Below are 14,354 nucleotides of genomic sequence, written 5' to 3'. Positions count from 1 at the left end.
TTTGGGTCGGTTCGGCCGCGAAGAAGATCACACCCTGTCATCGTCTTCCGGCCGCCGACTCGGCTTCTGGCTTTCCCAGTTGCGGCCCGCAACCGATAGCATCGCCGGAAAAGCCGCCCGTCCCCACGTCGCCCGCGCGGCACCATCCGCTACGAAGGTCATCCATGCCCCACAGCCAAACCTCTGCACCTCGCGACAGCCACCTCGGCGTACGTATCGCACGCGGAGCATCGCCGTGGCTTCTGCCGACCGTCGCCACCGCGGCGCTCAGCCTCGCGCGCTCGCGCAGGTCCAAGCGCGCCGCGGCCCTGGCCGTGCCCGCCACCGCACTGGCGGCGGGCATGCTGTGGTTCTTCCGCGACCCCGAGCGCGAGATCGCTCAGGGCCGGGTCATCTCCCCCGCCGACGGTGTGGTGCAGAGCATCATGCCGTGGAAGGACGGGCGGACCCGGGTCGCCATCTTCATGAGCCCGCTGAACGTCCACGTCAACCGCGCGCCGCTGGCCGGCACGGTGACGTCCGTGGAGCACATCCCCGGCGGGTTCGTCCCGGCGTTCAACAAGGAGAGCGAGAACAACGAGCGCGTCGTCTGGCACTTCGACACCGAGCTCGGCGACATCGAGATGGTGCAGATCGCCGGCGCCGTGGCCCGGCGCATCGTCCCCTACATCCCGCAGGGCACGAAGGTGGAGCAGGGCGACCGCATCGGCCTGATCCGCTTCGGCTCGCGTGTGGACATCTACCTCCCGGAGGGTGTCGAGGTCGCCGTCGAGGTCGGTCAGAAGACGACCGCGGGGGTGACTCGCATTGACCGTGATTGATCCCGAGACCCAGGCCACCTGGGTCAAGGAGGCCGAGGCGGAGGCCGAGGAGGAGATGCCGCTGTCGCTGAGGCTGTCCATAGCGGACGCCCTCACGCTCGGCAACGCCACCTGCGGTTTCATGGCGGTGTACTTCACCACCACCGGCATCCTCATCCCGCACCTCACGGGCAGCGAGGAGACGGGCATGGCGCGGCACTCCGCCGCGACGGCCGTGATCCTCATGCTCTGCGCGGCGATCTTCGACCTGTTCGACGGGCTCGTGGCGCGCAAGCTGCGCTCGTCCCCGATGGGCGCGGAGCTCGACAACCTGTCGGACCTGATCAGCTTCGGTCTGGCGCCCGCGTACTTCGTGCTGGTCTACGGCATGGTCGCGGACGACGCGCACCAGAACCTCTCGGCGGTCGCCGCGATCGTGGTGCTGCTCGCGGTGGTGCTCAGACTCGCGCGGTTCTCCTGCGTGACGATGAAGGACGGCATGTTCCAGGGCATGCCGAGCCCCTTCGGCGCGCTGACGGTCGTCTCGATCATCCTGCTCGAGCTGCCGTTCGTCCCGACGCTGCTGGCGATCATCGGCACGGCGTGGCTGATGGTGAGCCGGGTCGAGTACCCCAAGCCGCGGGGCGTCCTCGCGGCGGCGATGCTCAGCTGGATCGTCGGCGCGATGGCGATGCTGGCGGCCTGGGCGTTCGACGCCCCGGGCGGCGAGCTGCTGCTGCAGACCGGCTGTGCGCTGCAGGTGGTCCTCGGCGCGGTGATCCCGCTGGTCGCCACGGCACGACGGGTGAACACGTTCCGCGACAACCGGCGCGAGAACCGGGAGGCCCGCGAGGCCGCCCAGGCGCAGGCGCGGTAGGAAGCACGTCAGCGGTACGGGAAGGGCCCGGAGGCGAACGCCTCCGGGCCCTTCCCGCGTCCCTGGGCGAGCCGCTTGTAGTACAGGGTGGTCGGGCGCAGGGCGCCGCCCGGGTCGGCGGCGTAGTCCGGAATGACCCCGGCGGCCGTCCAGCCGGCCGTGCGGTACAGCCGCTCCGCGGGGCTGTCCGTCTCGGTGTCCAGGACCAGCAGGCGCAGGCCCGCCTCGGCCGCGGCGGCCTCCGCGGCGGCGAGCAGCCGGGCGCCGAGGCCCCGGCCGCGGGCCTCGCGGTGGACGACGAGCCGGGCGATCTCGCCGCGGTGCCGTCCGTTGGCCTTGTCGCCGCGGACCAGGGTGACCACCCCGAGGAGCCGCTCCCCGGGCCCGTACGCCGCCCAGATGTCCCGTACGCCCCGCTCGGCCTCCTCGGCGGCGGTGCGCCACCAGGCAGCCGCCTCGGCGGGTTCCAGGGGCGCGAGGAACCCGATGGAGGCCCCGCCGTCCACGGCGTCGCACAGCAGCTCGGCGAGCCCCGCCCCGGCGTGCGCGCGGATGTCCTCGGGGCCGAGTCGTTCGATCTTCATGGCCAGACCTTCACATCCCGGTGTTTCGGGCGGATGACGCGGCCTAGGCTCGGGGGTCATGAGGATCTTCGTCGCGGGCGCCACGGGCGCCGTGGGGCGGCTGCTCGTGCCGCTGCTGCTGGACGCCGGACACGAGGTCGTGGGGACCTCCCGCACCCGGGAGGGGGTGGAGCGCGTCCGGGCCCAGGGGGCCGGGGGCGTGCGCGTGGACGCGCTGGACGCGGACGGGCTGCGGGCGGCCGTCGCCGAGGCCGCCCCGGACGCGGTGGTGCACCAGCTCACGGACCTGGCCGCGGCGGACGGCGCGGCGAACAACCGGCTGCGCCGGGACGGCACCCGCAACCTCGTCGACGCGGCCGCGAAGGCCGGCGTGAAGCGGCTCGTCGCCCAGTCGATCTGCTGGACCTACACCCCCGGCGCCGGTCCCGCCGACGAGTCCGTGCCGCTCGACGCCACCGAGGAGCTGCCGCGGGCCCGGATCGTGGCCGGGGCCCGCGCCCTGGAGGAGCAGGCGGCCGAGCTGCCCGGGGCGGTGGTGCTGCGGTACGGGATCCTCTACGGGCCCGGCACCTGGTACGCGCCCGGCGGCGCGGTCGCCGCGGCGCTCGGCGGCGACCCGGAGGCCCGGTTCCTGGGCAGCCTGCGGGCCGACGACTCGGTCAGCTCCTTCCTGCACGTCGCCGACGCCGCGCGGGCGGCCGTGGAGGCCCTGGACTGGCCGGCGGGCGCGTACAACGTGGTGGACGACGAGCCGGCCCCGGGCCGGGAGTGGCTGCCCGTCCTCGCGGCCGCCCTCGGGGCGCCCGCCCCCGCCCCCGCCGAGGGCGCGGCCCCCTGGGCGCGCGGCGCCTCGAACGCGAAGGCGCGCGCCCTGGGCTGGCGCCCGGCGCACGCCTCCTGGCGCACCGGCTTCGCCGCCCAGGGGGTGTCCGGAAAGTAGCGTCGTCTGCCCGAAGGGCAGGGCTCGCGGCGTCCGGTGCGTGTCATCGCAAGGCGGAGGAGGGAGTCATGGCGTGCCATGACGACCGACGACAACGCCGCTGGGGGTCCCCCCGCGCCCTTCAGGCAGCGGGGGAGCGTGCCAGACGCCGCGAGCCAGGCGGGACTTTCCGGACACGCCCTAGGGGCGCGTGAGGGTCAGCCCGCCTTCGGGGTGAAGCCCTTCGCCGCCGCGGACACCGAGGGCTCGCGCACGGTCCGCATCCCGCCGGGGACGGACTTGTCCGGCTGGAGGATGGCGCTCTCCTTGGAGGAGGGCGCCTTCGGGTCGGTGAAGTCGTGCGTCATCCCGAAGCCCGCGTCGTGGCCGGAGATCGACAGCAGCGCCTTGTCGACCCCCTCGCGGGTGAGGTCCTTGGCCGCGCAGGCCTTCTTCAGCGCCTCGCCGAACACGGTCGCCGCCGTCCAGCCGGCGACGATGCCGTTGTCGAGGCTGTCCTTCGGGTACGCCGCCCGGTAGTCCGCGACGAGCTTCTTCGCGACCGCCGTGTCCGCGCCGATCGGGAGGCTGGGCGAGGCGACCCAGTACATCTGCTCCAGGGCGGGGGCGGCCGGAGTGGCGAGCAGCTGCGGCGAGAAGGCCGAGTTGTTGCCGATCACCGGCACCCGCAGCCCGGTCGCCGCGGCCACGCCGACCAGGGAGGCCGCCTGGCGGGGCCCCGCGCTGACGACGACGGCCTTCACCCCGGCCTGCTTCAGCGCCGCGACCTGCGCCGACATGTCGCTGTCGGTCGGCTTGATCTTCTGCTCGACGACGGTCAGCCCGGCCTGCGCGGCGGCGTGCTTCGCGCCGGTCAGGGCGTTCTCGCCGTAGTCGCCCTCGAAGTACACGTGCCCGAGCTTGTCGCCCTTCTTCAGGCCCTTCTCGGTGACGAGGAAGTCCACCGCGTTGATGGTCTCCACGTCGTAGGTCGAGCCGAGCACCCGGATGTACGGGCTGCCGAGCAGCGAGGCGGACCAGGCCTGCGGCAGGACCACCGCCTTGTCCTGGCCGTCGATGCGCTGCTTGGCGGCGGCGACGAACGGCGAGCCGATGAACTGCGAGTAGCCGATGACCTTCGGCTCCAGCTCGGTGTAGGCGGCGAGCGCCTTCTGCGGGTCGTAGCCGTGGTCCCGGACGGTCAGCTCCAGCTTGCGGCCGCAGATGCCGCCGGCCGCGTTGACCTGCTTCACGTACAGCTGCTGGGCCTGCGTGATGCTCTTGCCGAGGGTGGCGTACACGCCGGTCATGTCGGTGAGCGCGCCGACCGCGATGGCCGTGTCGGTGACGCCCTCCCCGGCCTTGACCCCGTCCTTGCCCGCCGCGTCTCCACTGCTCTTGGCCTTGGAGCTGCAGCCGGCCGCGGTGAGCGCGACCAGGGCGGCGAGCGCGGCGGCCAGGCCCCGCACGGCCGGTCGTCGGTGGTTCATCGTTCCTCCCCAGAGGGTTGTTGCCGGGTGCGCCGGGCGGCGAGCCGGACCAGGCCGCCGGGCAGGAAGAGCACCACCGCGACGACGGCGGCGCCGTAGAGGAAGCGGGCGGCCTCCCCCGGTGCGATCCCGCCCGTCCCGGGGGCGGAGACCAGGGGAAGGGCGTCGCTGTACCGGTTGAGGAGCTGCGGCAGCAGGGAGACGAAGACGCCTCCGATCACCGCTCCGGCGACCGAGCCGAGACCGCCGATGACGATCATGGCCAGGTATTCGAGGGACAGCAGCATGCCGAAGTACTCCGGCACGGTGCGCTGGAAGACCAGCGCGAGCAGGACGCCGGCCAGCCCCGCGTACATCGACGACAGGACGAACACGGCGGCGCGGTAGCGGGCCACGGGGATGCCCATGACGCCGGCGGCGATCCGGTGGTCGCGGATCGCGTTCATGGCGCGGCCGGGGCGGCCGCGGAGCACCCCGCGGGCGAACAGGGCGCCCGCGAGGAGGAGCACGAGCCCGAGGTACCAGAGCTTCTCGGCCGATCCGAACGGCACCTGTGCGATCAGGAGTTCGGTGTCGTCGAAGGTGAGCCCGAACAGGTCGAGCGGGGGCACGGCGCGGCCGTTGAAGCCGCCGGTGAGGTCGTGGGCGTTGAACAGCACGTGCTGGCCGATGAAGATCAGCGCGAGGGTGGCGATGCCCAGGTACGCGCCCTGGAGCCGGCCCGCGATCGGGCTGAACGCCCCGCCGGCGAGCCCGGCGAGGGCGACGGCGAGCACGGCCGCGAGCCAGCCGGGCAGGCCGAGACCGGCCAGTCCGTCCGCGCCGTCGCCGGCGAAGGCGCAGTAGCCGTACGCGCCGACGGCGAGGAAGAAGGCGTGGCCCATGGAGAGCTGGCCGGTGGCGCCCGTCAGCAGGTTGATGCCGATGGCGCCGAGGGCGGCGGCCATGGCGAACAGTCCGGCCTGGAGCCAGAAGCGGTCCAGGTAGAACGGCAGCGCGAGCAGGACGAATCCGGCGGCGGCGCAGGCCCAGACGCGGGGCCGGGCGAGGACGGCGGCCGTCCTGGGCAGGGAGGCGGTCTCAGACACGGGCGAGCTCCTTCGTGCCGAAGAGTCCGGCCGGGCGGATCAGCAGCACCGCGACCATCACGAGGTACGGGGCGAGGTCGCCGATGCCGCGGCCGAGGAAGGTCAGGTCGCCCTGGTAGCCGGTGGCGAGGGCCTCGGTGATCCCGACGAGGAGGCCGCCGACGAGTGCGCCGGTGGTGGAGTCGAGGCCGCCGAGGATCGCGGCGGGGAAGGCCTTCATCGCGGCGAGCGAGGTGGAGCGCTCCAGACCGGGGGTCGGGAACACGGTGAGGAAGAGCGCGGCGACGGCGGCGAGGCCGCCGGCGACCGCCCAGGCTCCGAGCGAGACCCGGCCCAGGCGGATGCCCATGAGTGCGGCGGTCTCCTGGTTCTCGGCCGCCGCGCGCATCGCGACGCCCCAGGAGGTGTACCGGAAGGCCAGCAGGAAGGCGGTGATCAGCAGGGCGGCGGCGAGCAGGGCGGCGATCCGGGTCTCGGCGATGGAGATCCCGCCGAAGGTGACGACCGCGTCGCCCCAGGGGTCGCCGAGGGCGAGGATGTCGGTGCCGATGCGCCGGGTCAGTTCGGTGGCGAGCAGGATGTCGACGCCGATGGTGACGATGGCGAGGACGCTCTGGTCCCGGCCGCGGTAGCGGCGCATCACCAGGAACTCGACGGCCGCCCCGACCAGGGCCGCGCCGCCGATGCCGACGGCCACCGCCGGCCAGAAGCCGAGCGGTTCGTGGAGCACGGCGATCGCGTAGCCGCCGGCGAGCAGCAGGGAGGCGTGGGCGAAGTTGACGACCTCGGTGGCGCGGAAGATCACCACGAAGCCGAGGGCGATGAGGGCGTAGACGGACCCCAGGGACACGCCGTTGAGCAGGAGTTCGGCGAAGGTGGTCACCCGGCGGCCTCCTCTCCGAGATAGGCGCGGACGACCGCCGGGTCGTTCTGTACGTCGGCGGGGGCGCCGTCCGCGATGCGGCGGCCGAAGTCGAGCACGGTGACGCTGTCGGCGAGCCGCATCACCACGCCCATGTCGTGCTCGACCAGGACGATCGAGATGCCGAGGCTGTCGCGGACGCCCGCGATGACGGCGGCGGTGCGGCGGCGTTCGTCGGCGGTCATGCCGGCGACGGGCTCGTCGAGCAGCAGGAGCTTCGGCTCCATGCACAGGGCGCGGGCGAGTTCGGCGAGCTTCTGCTGTCCGTACGGGAGCGTGCCGGCGGGCTGGTCGAGCTGCTTCTCCAGGCCGACGAACGCGGCGATCTCGCGGACCCGCTCGCGGTGCCGGGCCTCCTCTCGGGCGGCGGACGGCAGCCGCAGCCCGGCGGCGAGGAAGCCGGTGCGGGTGAGGCGGTGCCGGCCGAGGAGCAGGCTGTCCTCGACGGTGGCGCGGGGCGGCAGGGCGAGGTTCTGGAAGATGCGCGCCACGCCGAGGGCGGCGATCCTGTGCGGGGGCAGTCCGGTGAGCTCGTGCGCGCCGAAGCGGACGGAGCCGGAGGTGGCCCGGTAGACCCCGGAGAGCACGTTGAAGCAGGTCGACTTGCCCGCCCCGTTGGGCCCGATGACGGCGTGCACGGTGCCGGGCCGCACGGTGAACCCGACGGAGTCGAGCGCGGTGAGCCCGGCGAACGTGACGGTGACGTCACGCACTTCGAGGGCGGGGACGGTGGGGGCGGGCGGGGGATCGTCGGCGTCGGGCGCGGTGGCGGCCGCGTCCTCGGCCGGGGCCGGCGGTGCGTCGTCGTGACCGGACGGCGGGGCCGGCGGTGCGTCGTCGGGTCGTGGATCGGTCGTCATCGGGGGTCCTCCGAGCCGGACGGCTCCGGGTGGTTCGTCGTCGGGATACGGGCGGCGGCGCACAGGGCCGGGACGGCGGAAGCGCCGGCCGGGTGCGGGGCGGCGGGATCGCCGGCCAGGCGGGAGGCAGCGGAGCCGTCGGCCAGGCGCGGGGCAGTGGAACCGGCGGCCGCGCGCGCGGTGGCGTCGCACACGGCCGGGGCGGCGTTACCGGCGGCCGGGCGGGAGGCGGCGGAGGCGCCGGCCGGGGGCGGATCGCCGGCGGGGCGTGCGGCGGCGCTCACCGGGGGTTCCAGCGGGAGAGCGCGGGGTGCTCGGTGGTCGCGTCGGCCGCGTCCGCGGCGGCGGTCTCGTCGACGACGCCGAGGTAGCGGCGGCGGACCTCGTCGGAGGCGGCGAGTTCGGCGGCCGGGCCGGACAGCGTGACCTCGCCGACCTCCAGGACGTACGCCCGCGAGGCCAGCCGCAGCGCGAGCGCGGCGTTCTGCTCGACGAGCAGCACGGCCGTGCCCTGGGCGTTGATCTCGCGGATCGTGTCGGCGATGCGGGCGGCCATCAGCGGCGCGAGACCGAGCGAGGGCTCGTCGAGGAGCAGCAGCTTGGGCCCGGCCATCAGAGCCCGGCCCACGGCCAGCATCTGCTGCTCGCCGCCGGAGAGCAGCCCGGCGGGCTGCCGGGCCCGCTCCGCGAGCACCGGGAACAGCTCGTGCACCCGCCGCAGCGCGGCGGCCCTGGCCTCGCGGCCGCCGGAGCCGCCGAGGGCGCCGGCGCGCAGGTTGTCCTCGACGGTCATCCGGGCGAACACCTGCCGCCCCTCGGGCACTTGGCACACCCCGGCCGCGACCACCCGGTCCGGCGGCAGCCCGTCGAGGCTCCGTCCGCCGAAGCGGACGGTGCCGGAGGCGACGGCGCCGCCGTGGAACGCGAGCGTGCGGGAGATCGCCCGCAGAAGCGTGGACTTGCCCGCGCCGTTGCCGCCGAGGACGGTGACGACGGCGCCCTCGGGCACCTCCAGCGAGACCCGCCGCAGGGCGCGGACCGGCCCGTACCCGGCCGACAGTTCCGTGACGTCGAGGGCGAGTGCGGTACCCCCCATGGTTCCCCTTCCGTGGCCCGTGGGACGGGGCCGTTTCGTGGCGCTCACCCCAGCAGGGCGGCGGCCCGTCCGTCCATGTCCGGCGGCCGAAACGCTGCCGGTGACCAGCGGAAAGGGCGCGGGCCTGTGCACGCGCACAACGCCGGGTGCCCGGCGCCGGCGGGAGCGTGCTTAGCTGGACGCATGATCGATGCGACGGTTGAGGCGTTTGTGGAGTCCCGCGCGGACGCGGTCGAGGAGGCCGTCCGCAAGGCGGCGGCGGACGAGATCATGCCGCGGTTCCGGCAGCTGGCCGCGCACGAGGTCGTGGCGAAGAACGGGCCGCACGACCTGGTCACCGTCGCCGACCGGGAGGCCGAGGCGCGGCTCACCGAGGCGCTGACCGCGCTGCTGCCCGGCTCGCTCGTGGTCGGCGAGGAGGCGGTGCACGCGGACCCGGCGGTGTACGACGCGCTGCAGGGCGACGCGCCGGTGTGGATCGTGGACCCGGTCGACGGCACGCGCCAGTTCGTGCACGGCGAGCCGGGTTTCTGCACGCTGGTCGCGCTGGCGCGGGGCGGCCGGCTGTACGCCTCGTGGACGTACGCGCCCGCGCTCGACCAGCTGGCCGTCGCCGTCCGCGGCGCCGGCGCGACCCTCAACGGGCTGCCGCTGCACGCCGGTTCGCCCGAGCCCGGGGCCGTCCTGCGGGTCGCCACCTCGCACCCCGACTACACCACCCCCGAGCAGAAGCGGGCGCTGCTCGGCCTGTACATCGAGGGCGTGGCCGCCCGGCCGTGCGGCTCGGCGGGCCTGGAGTACCTCGCCGTCGCCCGCGGCGAGCTCGACGCGGTCGCCTTCAACTGGGAGTACGCCTGGGACCACGCGGCCGGGCTGCTGCTGGTCGCGGAGGCCGGCGGCATCGATCTGACGCTCTCGGGCGAGCCGTACCGCATCACCGGCGGCAACGCCCTGCCGTTCACGGCGGCCCGTGACGAGGCGACCGCGCGGCGGGTCCTGGAGCTGCTGGGTGGCCGATAGCGGCCGCCCGCCGGGAGTGCGGCGGGCCGGGAGGCATATCCTGGCGGCCCTGGCCGCCGGCTGACGAAGGAGTCCCAAGGTGCCGTCGATGCTCGATGCCGTCGTCGTGGGGGCGGGGCCGAACGGGCTGACCGCCGCCGTCGAACTGGCCCGCCGCGGCTACGCGGTGGCCGTGTTCGAGGCCCGGTCCTCGGTCGGCGGCGGCGCACGGACCGAGGAGCTGACGCTCCCCGGGTTCCGGCACGATCCCTGTTCGGCCGTCCACCCGCTCGGCGCGGGCTCGCCCGCCTTCAAGGACCTGCCGCTGGAGCGGTACGGCCTGGAGTGGCTGCACGCCGAACTGCCCATGGCGCACCCGTGGGACGACGGCACGGCCGCCGTGCTCGCCCGCTCGGTGTCGGAGACCGCGGCGTCCTTCGGGCCGCGCGACGCGGGCACGTACCGGCGTCTGGTGGCCCCGTACCTCGGCCGGTGGGACACGCTGGCACGGGACTTCATGTCGCTGCCGCTGTCCGCGCTGCCGCGCGACCCGGTCACCCTGGCCCGCTTCGGCCTGGACGGGATGCCGCCGTCGACGTGGCTGCTGCGCCGGTTCCGGGACGACAAGGCGCGTGCGCTGTTCGCGGGGCTCGTCGGCCATGTGATCGCCCCGCTGGACGGCATCGCCACCTCGGCCGTCGGCCTGGTGTTCGCGCTGGCCGCGCACGCGGGGGGCTGGCCGATGCCGCGCGGCGGCTCGCAGGCGATCTCCGACTCCCTCGCCGGGTACCTGAAGGACCTCGGCGGGTCCGTGCACACCGACTACGAGGTGAAGCGGCTGGACGACCTGCCTCCGGCCCGCGCGTACGTCTTCGACACCTCCCCCACGGCCCTCGCCCGGATCGCGGGCTTCGGCGGGCTGTACGACGGCTACCGGTACGGCGCCTCCGTGTTCAAGATCGACTACGCGCTCGACGGCCCGGTGCCGTGGACCGCGAAGGAGGCGCGGGTCGCCGGCACCGTGCAGATCGGCCCGGGCAGCCGGGACGTGGCGGCCGCGCTGCGCGAGGCGTCGTCCGGCGCCGCGCCGCGAACCCCGTTCCTCATCACGGCGCAGCCGAGCCTCGTCGACCCCGGCCGGGCTCCCGAGGGCAAGCACGTCTTCTGGGCGTACGGCCATGTCCCGCACCGCTGGGAGGGCGACCTCACCGAGGCGATAGAGCGTCAGATCGAGCGCTTCGCGCCCGGTTTCCGCGACCGGGTCCTGGCCCGCGCGACCGCCGGTCCGCCGGAGCTGGCCGCGCGCAACGCCAACTACGTCGGCGGTGACATCGCCTGCGGAGCGGCCCGCGGCCTGCAGCTGCTGCTGCGCCCCCGGCTGACCCTGCGGCCGTACAGCACCCCGCACCCGGCGGTCTTCCTGTGCTCCTCGGCCACCCCGCCGGGGCCGGGCGTGCACGGCATGTCCGGCCACAACGCGGCGAAGGCGGTCTGGCGGCATCTGCGCGCCACGGCGGGGTAGCCGCCGGAAATTCCCGGGCGGCGGCCCGCCGGGGCGGACGATGATGGAGGCATGAACACCCGCCCCGCGATCACCCTCGTCCTCGGCGACATCACCGACCAGCACGTGGACGCCCTCGTCAACGCCGCGAACAGCTCCCTGCTCGGCGGGGGCGGGGTCGACGGCGCCGTCCACCGCCGGGGCGGCAAGGCGATCCTGGACGACTGCCGCAGGCTGCGGGCCTCTCGGTACGGCAAGGGCCTGCCGACCGGGCGGGCCGTGGCCACGACGGCCGGGGAGCTGCACGCCGAGCACGTGATCCACACCGTCGGACCGGTGCACAGCGCCACCGAGGACCGGTCGGACCTGCTCGCCTCCTGCTACCGGGAGTCGCTGCGCGTCGCCGGGGAGCTGGGCGCCCGGTCGGTGGCCTTCCCCGCCATCTCGACCGGCATCTACGGCTGGCCGATGGACGACGGCGCGCGGATCGCCGTCCGCACGGTCCTGGAGTCCGCTCCCGCCTCGGTCACGGACGTCCGCTTCGTGCTCTTCGACCGGGCCGCGTACCAGGCGTTCGAAACCGCGCTGGCCGAGCAAGGGTGATGTCGTTTTTCCGCCAGCCCGGAGGGGCCGGCGTCGCTCATCCTTGAGCCATGCACACCGACACCGAGCGCTGCGTGCGGGCCGTCCAGTCCAAGGACGCCCGCTTCGACGGCGTCTTCTTCACCGCCGTGCTGACCACCGGCATCTACTGCCGGCCCAGCTGCCCGGTCGTGCCGCCCAAGGTCGAGAACATGGAGTTCCACCCGAGCGCGGCCTCGTGCCAGCGCGCCGGGTTCCGGGCCTGCAAGCGCTGCCGCCCCGACACCAGCCCCGGCTCCCCCGCCTGGAACGCCCGCGCCGACGCCGTCGCCCGCGCGATGCGGCTCATCCAGGACGGGGTGGTGGACCGCGAGGGCGTGCCGGGGCTGGCCGCCCGGCTCGGCTACTCGACGCGGCAGATCGAGCGCCAGCTCCTGGCCGAGCTGGGCGCGGGCCCGCTGGCCCTGGCCCGGACGCAGCGGGCGCAGACCGCGCGGCTGCTGATCGAGACGACGCCGATGGCGATGGCGGAGATCGCCTTCGCCGCCGGTTTCTCGTCCGTCCGCACCTTCAACGACACCGTCCGTGAGGTCTTCGCCCTCACGCCCGGCGAACTGCGCGCCCGGGCGGCCCGCGGGGCCGCCGCCGGCCCGCCCGCGCCCGGCGTGATCGCGCTGCGGCTGCCGTTCCGCGCGCCACTGGCCCCGTCCAACCTGTTCGGCCACCTCGCGGCCACCGCCGTACCGGGCGTGGAGGAGTGGCGCGACGGCTTCTACCGGCGGACGCTGAGCCTGCCGCACGGGCACGGAATCGTCGCCCTCGCCCCGAGGCCGGATCACATCGCCTGCCGGCTCTCGCTGACCGACCCGCGCGATCTGACCGTCGCCATCAGCCGCTGCCGCCGGCTCCTCGACCTGGACGCCGATCCGGTCGCCGTGGACGAGCGGCTGCGCGCCGATCCGCTGCTGGCGCCGCTGGTCGACAAGGAGCCGGGGCGGCGGGTGCCGCGGACCGTGGACGCGGCGGAGTTCGCCGTACGGGCGGTGCTGGGCCAGCAGGTGTCGACCGCGGCCGCGCGCACCCACGCCGGCCGGCTCGTCGCCGCCCACGGCACGCCGGTGGACGACCCCGAGGGCGGGCTCACGCACCTGTTCCCCGGGCCCGAGGCGCTCGCGGGCCTGGACCCCGCGTCCCTCGCGCTGCCCGGGTCGCGGCGCACGACGCTGCTCACGCTGGTCGGCGCGCTCGCCGACGGCTCGCTGCGGCTGGACGTGGACAGCGACTGGGCGGAGGCCCGCGCCCGGCTGTCGGGCCTGCCCGGGTTCGGGCCGTGGACCACCGAGGTCGTCGCGATGCGGGCGCTCGGCGACCCCGACGCCTTCCTGCCCGGCGACCTCGGCGTCCGGCGCGCCGCGCAGGGCCTCGGTCTGCCGTCCACCCCGGCCGCGCTCACCGCCCGCGCCGCGCGGTGGCGGCCCTGGCGCGCGTACGCCGTGCAGTACCTCTGGGCCACCGACAGCCACCCGATCAACCACCTCCCCGCGTAAGGAAGTCGTGTCACCATGCCGACCGTGCAGCACTGGGTCGTCGACAGCCCCTACGACGCGCTGACGCTCGTCGCCGTCGACGGCGTCCTCAGCCGCATCCACATGACCGAACAGCGCCACCGTCCCGCCGAGGAGACCTTCGGGGAACGGGACGCGCGGCCGTTCGCCGAGACGACGAGACAGCTGGAGGAGTACTTCGCGGGCGAACGGAAGGAGTTCGACCTGCCGTTGCACCTGGTCGGCACGGAATTCCAGCTGAAAGTCTGGGAGTTGCTGCGGGCCATCCCGTACGGCGAGACCCGGACCTACGGGGAGCTCGCCGAGGAACTGGGCAGGCCCGGCGCCTCGCGCGCGGTGGGCCTGGCCAACGGCAGGAACCCCGTGAGCATCGTCGTGCCCTGCCACCGCGTCATCGGCGCGAGCGGCTCGCTGACGGGCTACGGCGGCGGGCTGACCCGCAAGCAGCGCCTGCTCGCCTTCGAGTCGGGCGCGGACACGGACGCCGTGCTGTTCTAGGGGGTGTCCGCCTTGCGACGCAGCGCGGCGGCGGCCAGGGCGTGGAGCAGCCTGACGTACGGCGACCAGCGGGCCGGGCGCCGTACGGTGCCGGTGCCGGCGAGCTCGGCGCGGTCGAGGCCGTCCTCCAGGCAGGCGTCGTGCATCGGACGGAAGGCCAGGGGCCAGGTCAGCCTTGCCAGGCCGCGGGGCTGCATGGCGAGGGTGTGGTGCAGCCGCGTCCGGTCCGGGCCGGCGGGGAGCACGGCCAGTTCGTGGAAGCCGTGGAAGCCGCGGGGCCCGGTGAACTCGAAGCGGATCCAGCGCCCGGGGGCGTATCCGGCCACGGTGTAGCGCACCGGCCCGTGGCCGCCGACGGCCCCGGGCTCCAGGGGGCGGTCGAACTCCATCGGCCCCCAGGCCGCGCCGGGCCAGAGCCGGTCGCCCTCGCCGCTCGCCAGGCCGTCGATGAGCGCGCCCACCTCGCTCTCCTTCATCGGCAGCAGGCGCTCGTGCACGTTGTAGACGCCCATGGGGTCCTCCCGTCAGAAGTATTGGAGAGGTCTCTCCAATTAATTGGAGGGTACTCTCTGA

16 protein-coding genes are annotated in these 14,354 nt (G+C 74.6%); 8 read left to right on the top strand and 8 right to left on the bottom strand.

Annotated elements, in window-relative coordinates:
• Nucleotides 1-164 precede the first annotated feature (164 nt).
• Both ACNJ93_RS26555 and pssA read left to right on the top strand, forming a co-directional pair.
• Entirely contained in the window at nt 165-821 is a 657-nt protein-coding gene (locus ACNJ93_RS26555; RefSeq protein ID WP_418959971.1) for a phosphatidylserine decarboxylase, read from the top strand.
• Nucleotides 808-1,677, top strand: coding sequence for a CDP-diacylglycerol--serine O-phosphatidyltransferase (pssA, locus tag ACNJ93_RS26550; RefSeq protein WP_418959970.1), 870 nt, complete (start codon nt 808-810; stop codon nt 1,675-1,677). Before ACNJ93_RS26555 ends, pssA begins: the two co-directional genes overlap by 14 nt.
• Before the next feature lie 8 nt (nt 1,678-1,685).
• Here the strand turns inward: pssA and ACNJ93_RS26545 are convergent, their stop codons facing one another.
• Nucleotides 1,686-2,261 (bottom strand): GNAT family N-acetyltransferase, encoded by a 576-nt coding sequence (locus tag ACNJ93_RS26545; RefSeq protein WP_418959969.1) that lies wholly within the window; start codon nt 2,259-2,261, stop codon nt 1,686-1,688.
• A gap of 58 nt (nt 2,262-2,319) precedes the next feature.
• On the opposite strand from ACNJ93_RS26545, the gene ACNJ93_RS26540 reads away from it, so the two are divergent.
• A complete protein-coding gene (locus ACNJ93_RS26540; RefSeq protein ID WP_418959968.1) occupies nt 2,320-3,201 on the top strand; it encodes an NAD-dependent epimerase/dehydratase family protein in 882 nt (293 codons plus the stop codon).
• Between the two features lie 197 nt (nt 3,202-3,398).
• Here ACNJ93_RS26540 and ACNJ93_RS26535 read toward each other — a convergent pair whose 3' ends face one another.
• Genes ACNJ93_RS26535 through ACNJ93_RS26510 form a run of 6 tightly spaced genes read right to left on the bottom strand, consistent with a single transcriptional unit; the run spans nt 3,399 to nt 8,636 of the window.
• On the bottom strand, nt 3,399-4,670 hold the full coding sequence (locus ACNJ93_RS26535; protein ID WP_418959967.1) for an ABC transporter substrate-binding protein: 1,272 nt from the start codon (nt 4,668-4,670) through the stop codon (nt 3,399-3,401).
• Nucleotides 4,667-5,758 carry a branched-chain amino acid ABC transporter permease gene (locus ACNJ93_RS26530; protein WP_418959966.1) on the bottom strand — a complete coding sequence of 364 codons (1,092 nt, stop codon included), beginning with the start codon at nt 5,756-5,758 and terminating at the stop codon, nt 4,667-4,669. The genes ACNJ93_RS26535 and ACNJ93_RS26530 overlap by 4 nt, the downstream gene beginning before the upstream one ends.
• Entirely contained in the window at nt 5,751-6,641 is an 891-nt protein-coding gene (locus ACNJ93_RS26525) for a branched-chain amino acid ABC transporter permease (protein ID WP_418959965.1), read from the bottom strand. The genes ACNJ93_RS26530 and ACNJ93_RS26525 overlap by 8 nt, the downstream gene beginning before the upstream one ends.
• Nucleotides 6,638-7,540 (bottom strand): ABC transporter ATP-binding protein, encoded by a 903-nt coding sequence (locus ACNJ93_RS26520; RefSeq protein WP_418959964.1) that lies wholly within the window; start codon nt 7,538-7,540, stop codon nt 6,638-6,640. The genes ACNJ93_RS26525 and ACNJ93_RS26520 overlap by 4 nt, the downstream gene beginning before the upstream one ends.
• Nucleotides 7,537-7,824 carry a hypothetical protein gene (locus ACNJ93_RS26515; RefSeq protein ID WP_418959963.1) on the bottom strand — a complete coding sequence of 96 codons (288 nt, stop codon included), beginning with the start codon at nt 7,822-7,824 and terminating at the stop codon, nt 7,537-7,539. The genes ACNJ93_RS26520 and ACNJ93_RS26515 overlap by 4 nt, the downstream gene beginning before the upstream one ends.
• Entirely contained in the window at nt 7,821-8,636 is an 816-nt protein-coding gene (locus tag ACNJ93_RS26510) for an ABC transporter ATP-binding protein (protein ID WP_418959962.1), read from the bottom strand. Before ACNJ93_RS26510 ends, ACNJ93_RS26515 begins: the two co-directional genes overlap by 4 nt.
• 183 nt (nt 8,637-8,819) lie before the next feature.
• Here ACNJ93_RS26510 and ACNJ93_RS26505 point away from each other — a divergent pair, with 183 nt between their 5' ends.
• From ACNJ93_RS26505 to ACNJ93_RS26485, 5 genes are all read left to right on the top strand, one after another.
• Nucleotides 8,820-9,656: an inositol monophosphatase family protein gene (locus ACNJ93_RS26505; RefSeq protein ID WP_418959961.1), complete on the top strand. Its 837-nt coding sequence runs from the start codon at nt 8,820-8,822 to the stop codon at nt 9,654-9,656.
• Nucleotides 9,657-9,735: 79 nt separating this feature from the next.
• The gene (locus ACNJ93_RS26500) at nt 9,736-11,157 is read left to right on the top strand and encodes a phytoene desaturase family protein (RefSeq protein ID WP_418959960.1); all 1,422 of its coding nucleotides are present in this window, start codon (nt 9,736-9,738) and stop codon (nt 11,155-11,157) included.
• A 51-nt stretch (nt 11,158-11,208) separates the two neighbouring features.
• Complete coding sequence (locus ACNJ93_RS26495; RefSeq protein WP_418959959.1) at nt 11,209-11,739, top strand: O-acetyl-ADP-ribose deacetylase; 531 nt, start codon at nt 11,209-11,211, stop codon at nt 11,737-11,739.
• A 50-nt stretch (nt 11,740-11,789) separates the two neighbouring features.
• Nucleotides 11,790-13,265, top strand: coding sequence for an AlkA N-terminal domain-containing protein (locus tag ACNJ93_RS26490; RefSeq protein WP_418959958.1), 1,476 nt, complete (start codon nt 11,790-11,792; stop codon nt 13,263-13,265).
• Between the two features lie 15 nt (nt 13,266-13,280).
• Nucleotides 13,281-13,781, top strand: coding sequence for a methylated-DNA--[protein]-cysteine S-methyltransferase (locus tag ACNJ93_RS26485; protein ID WP_418959957.1), 501 nt, complete (start codon nt 13,281-13,283; stop codon nt 13,779-13,781).
• Here the strand turns inward: ACNJ93_RS26485 and ACNJ93_RS26480 are convergent.
• Entirely contained in the window at nt 13,778-14,293 is a 516-nt protein-coding gene (locus ACNJ93_RS26480; protein ID WP_418959956.1) for an SRPBCC family protein, read from the bottom strand. The two genes, ACNJ93_RS26485 and ACNJ93_RS26480, sit on opposite strands and share 4 nt — an antisense overlap.
• Nucleotides 14,294-14,354 lie beyond the last annotated feature (61 nt).

The organism is Streptomyces tritici, assembly GCF_048500665.1.
Lineage (GTDB): Bacteria > Actinomycetota > Actinomycetes > Streptomycetales > Streptomycetaceae > Streptomyces > Streptomyces tritici.
This window is presented reverse-complemented; position numbering and strand designations above follow the sequence as displayed.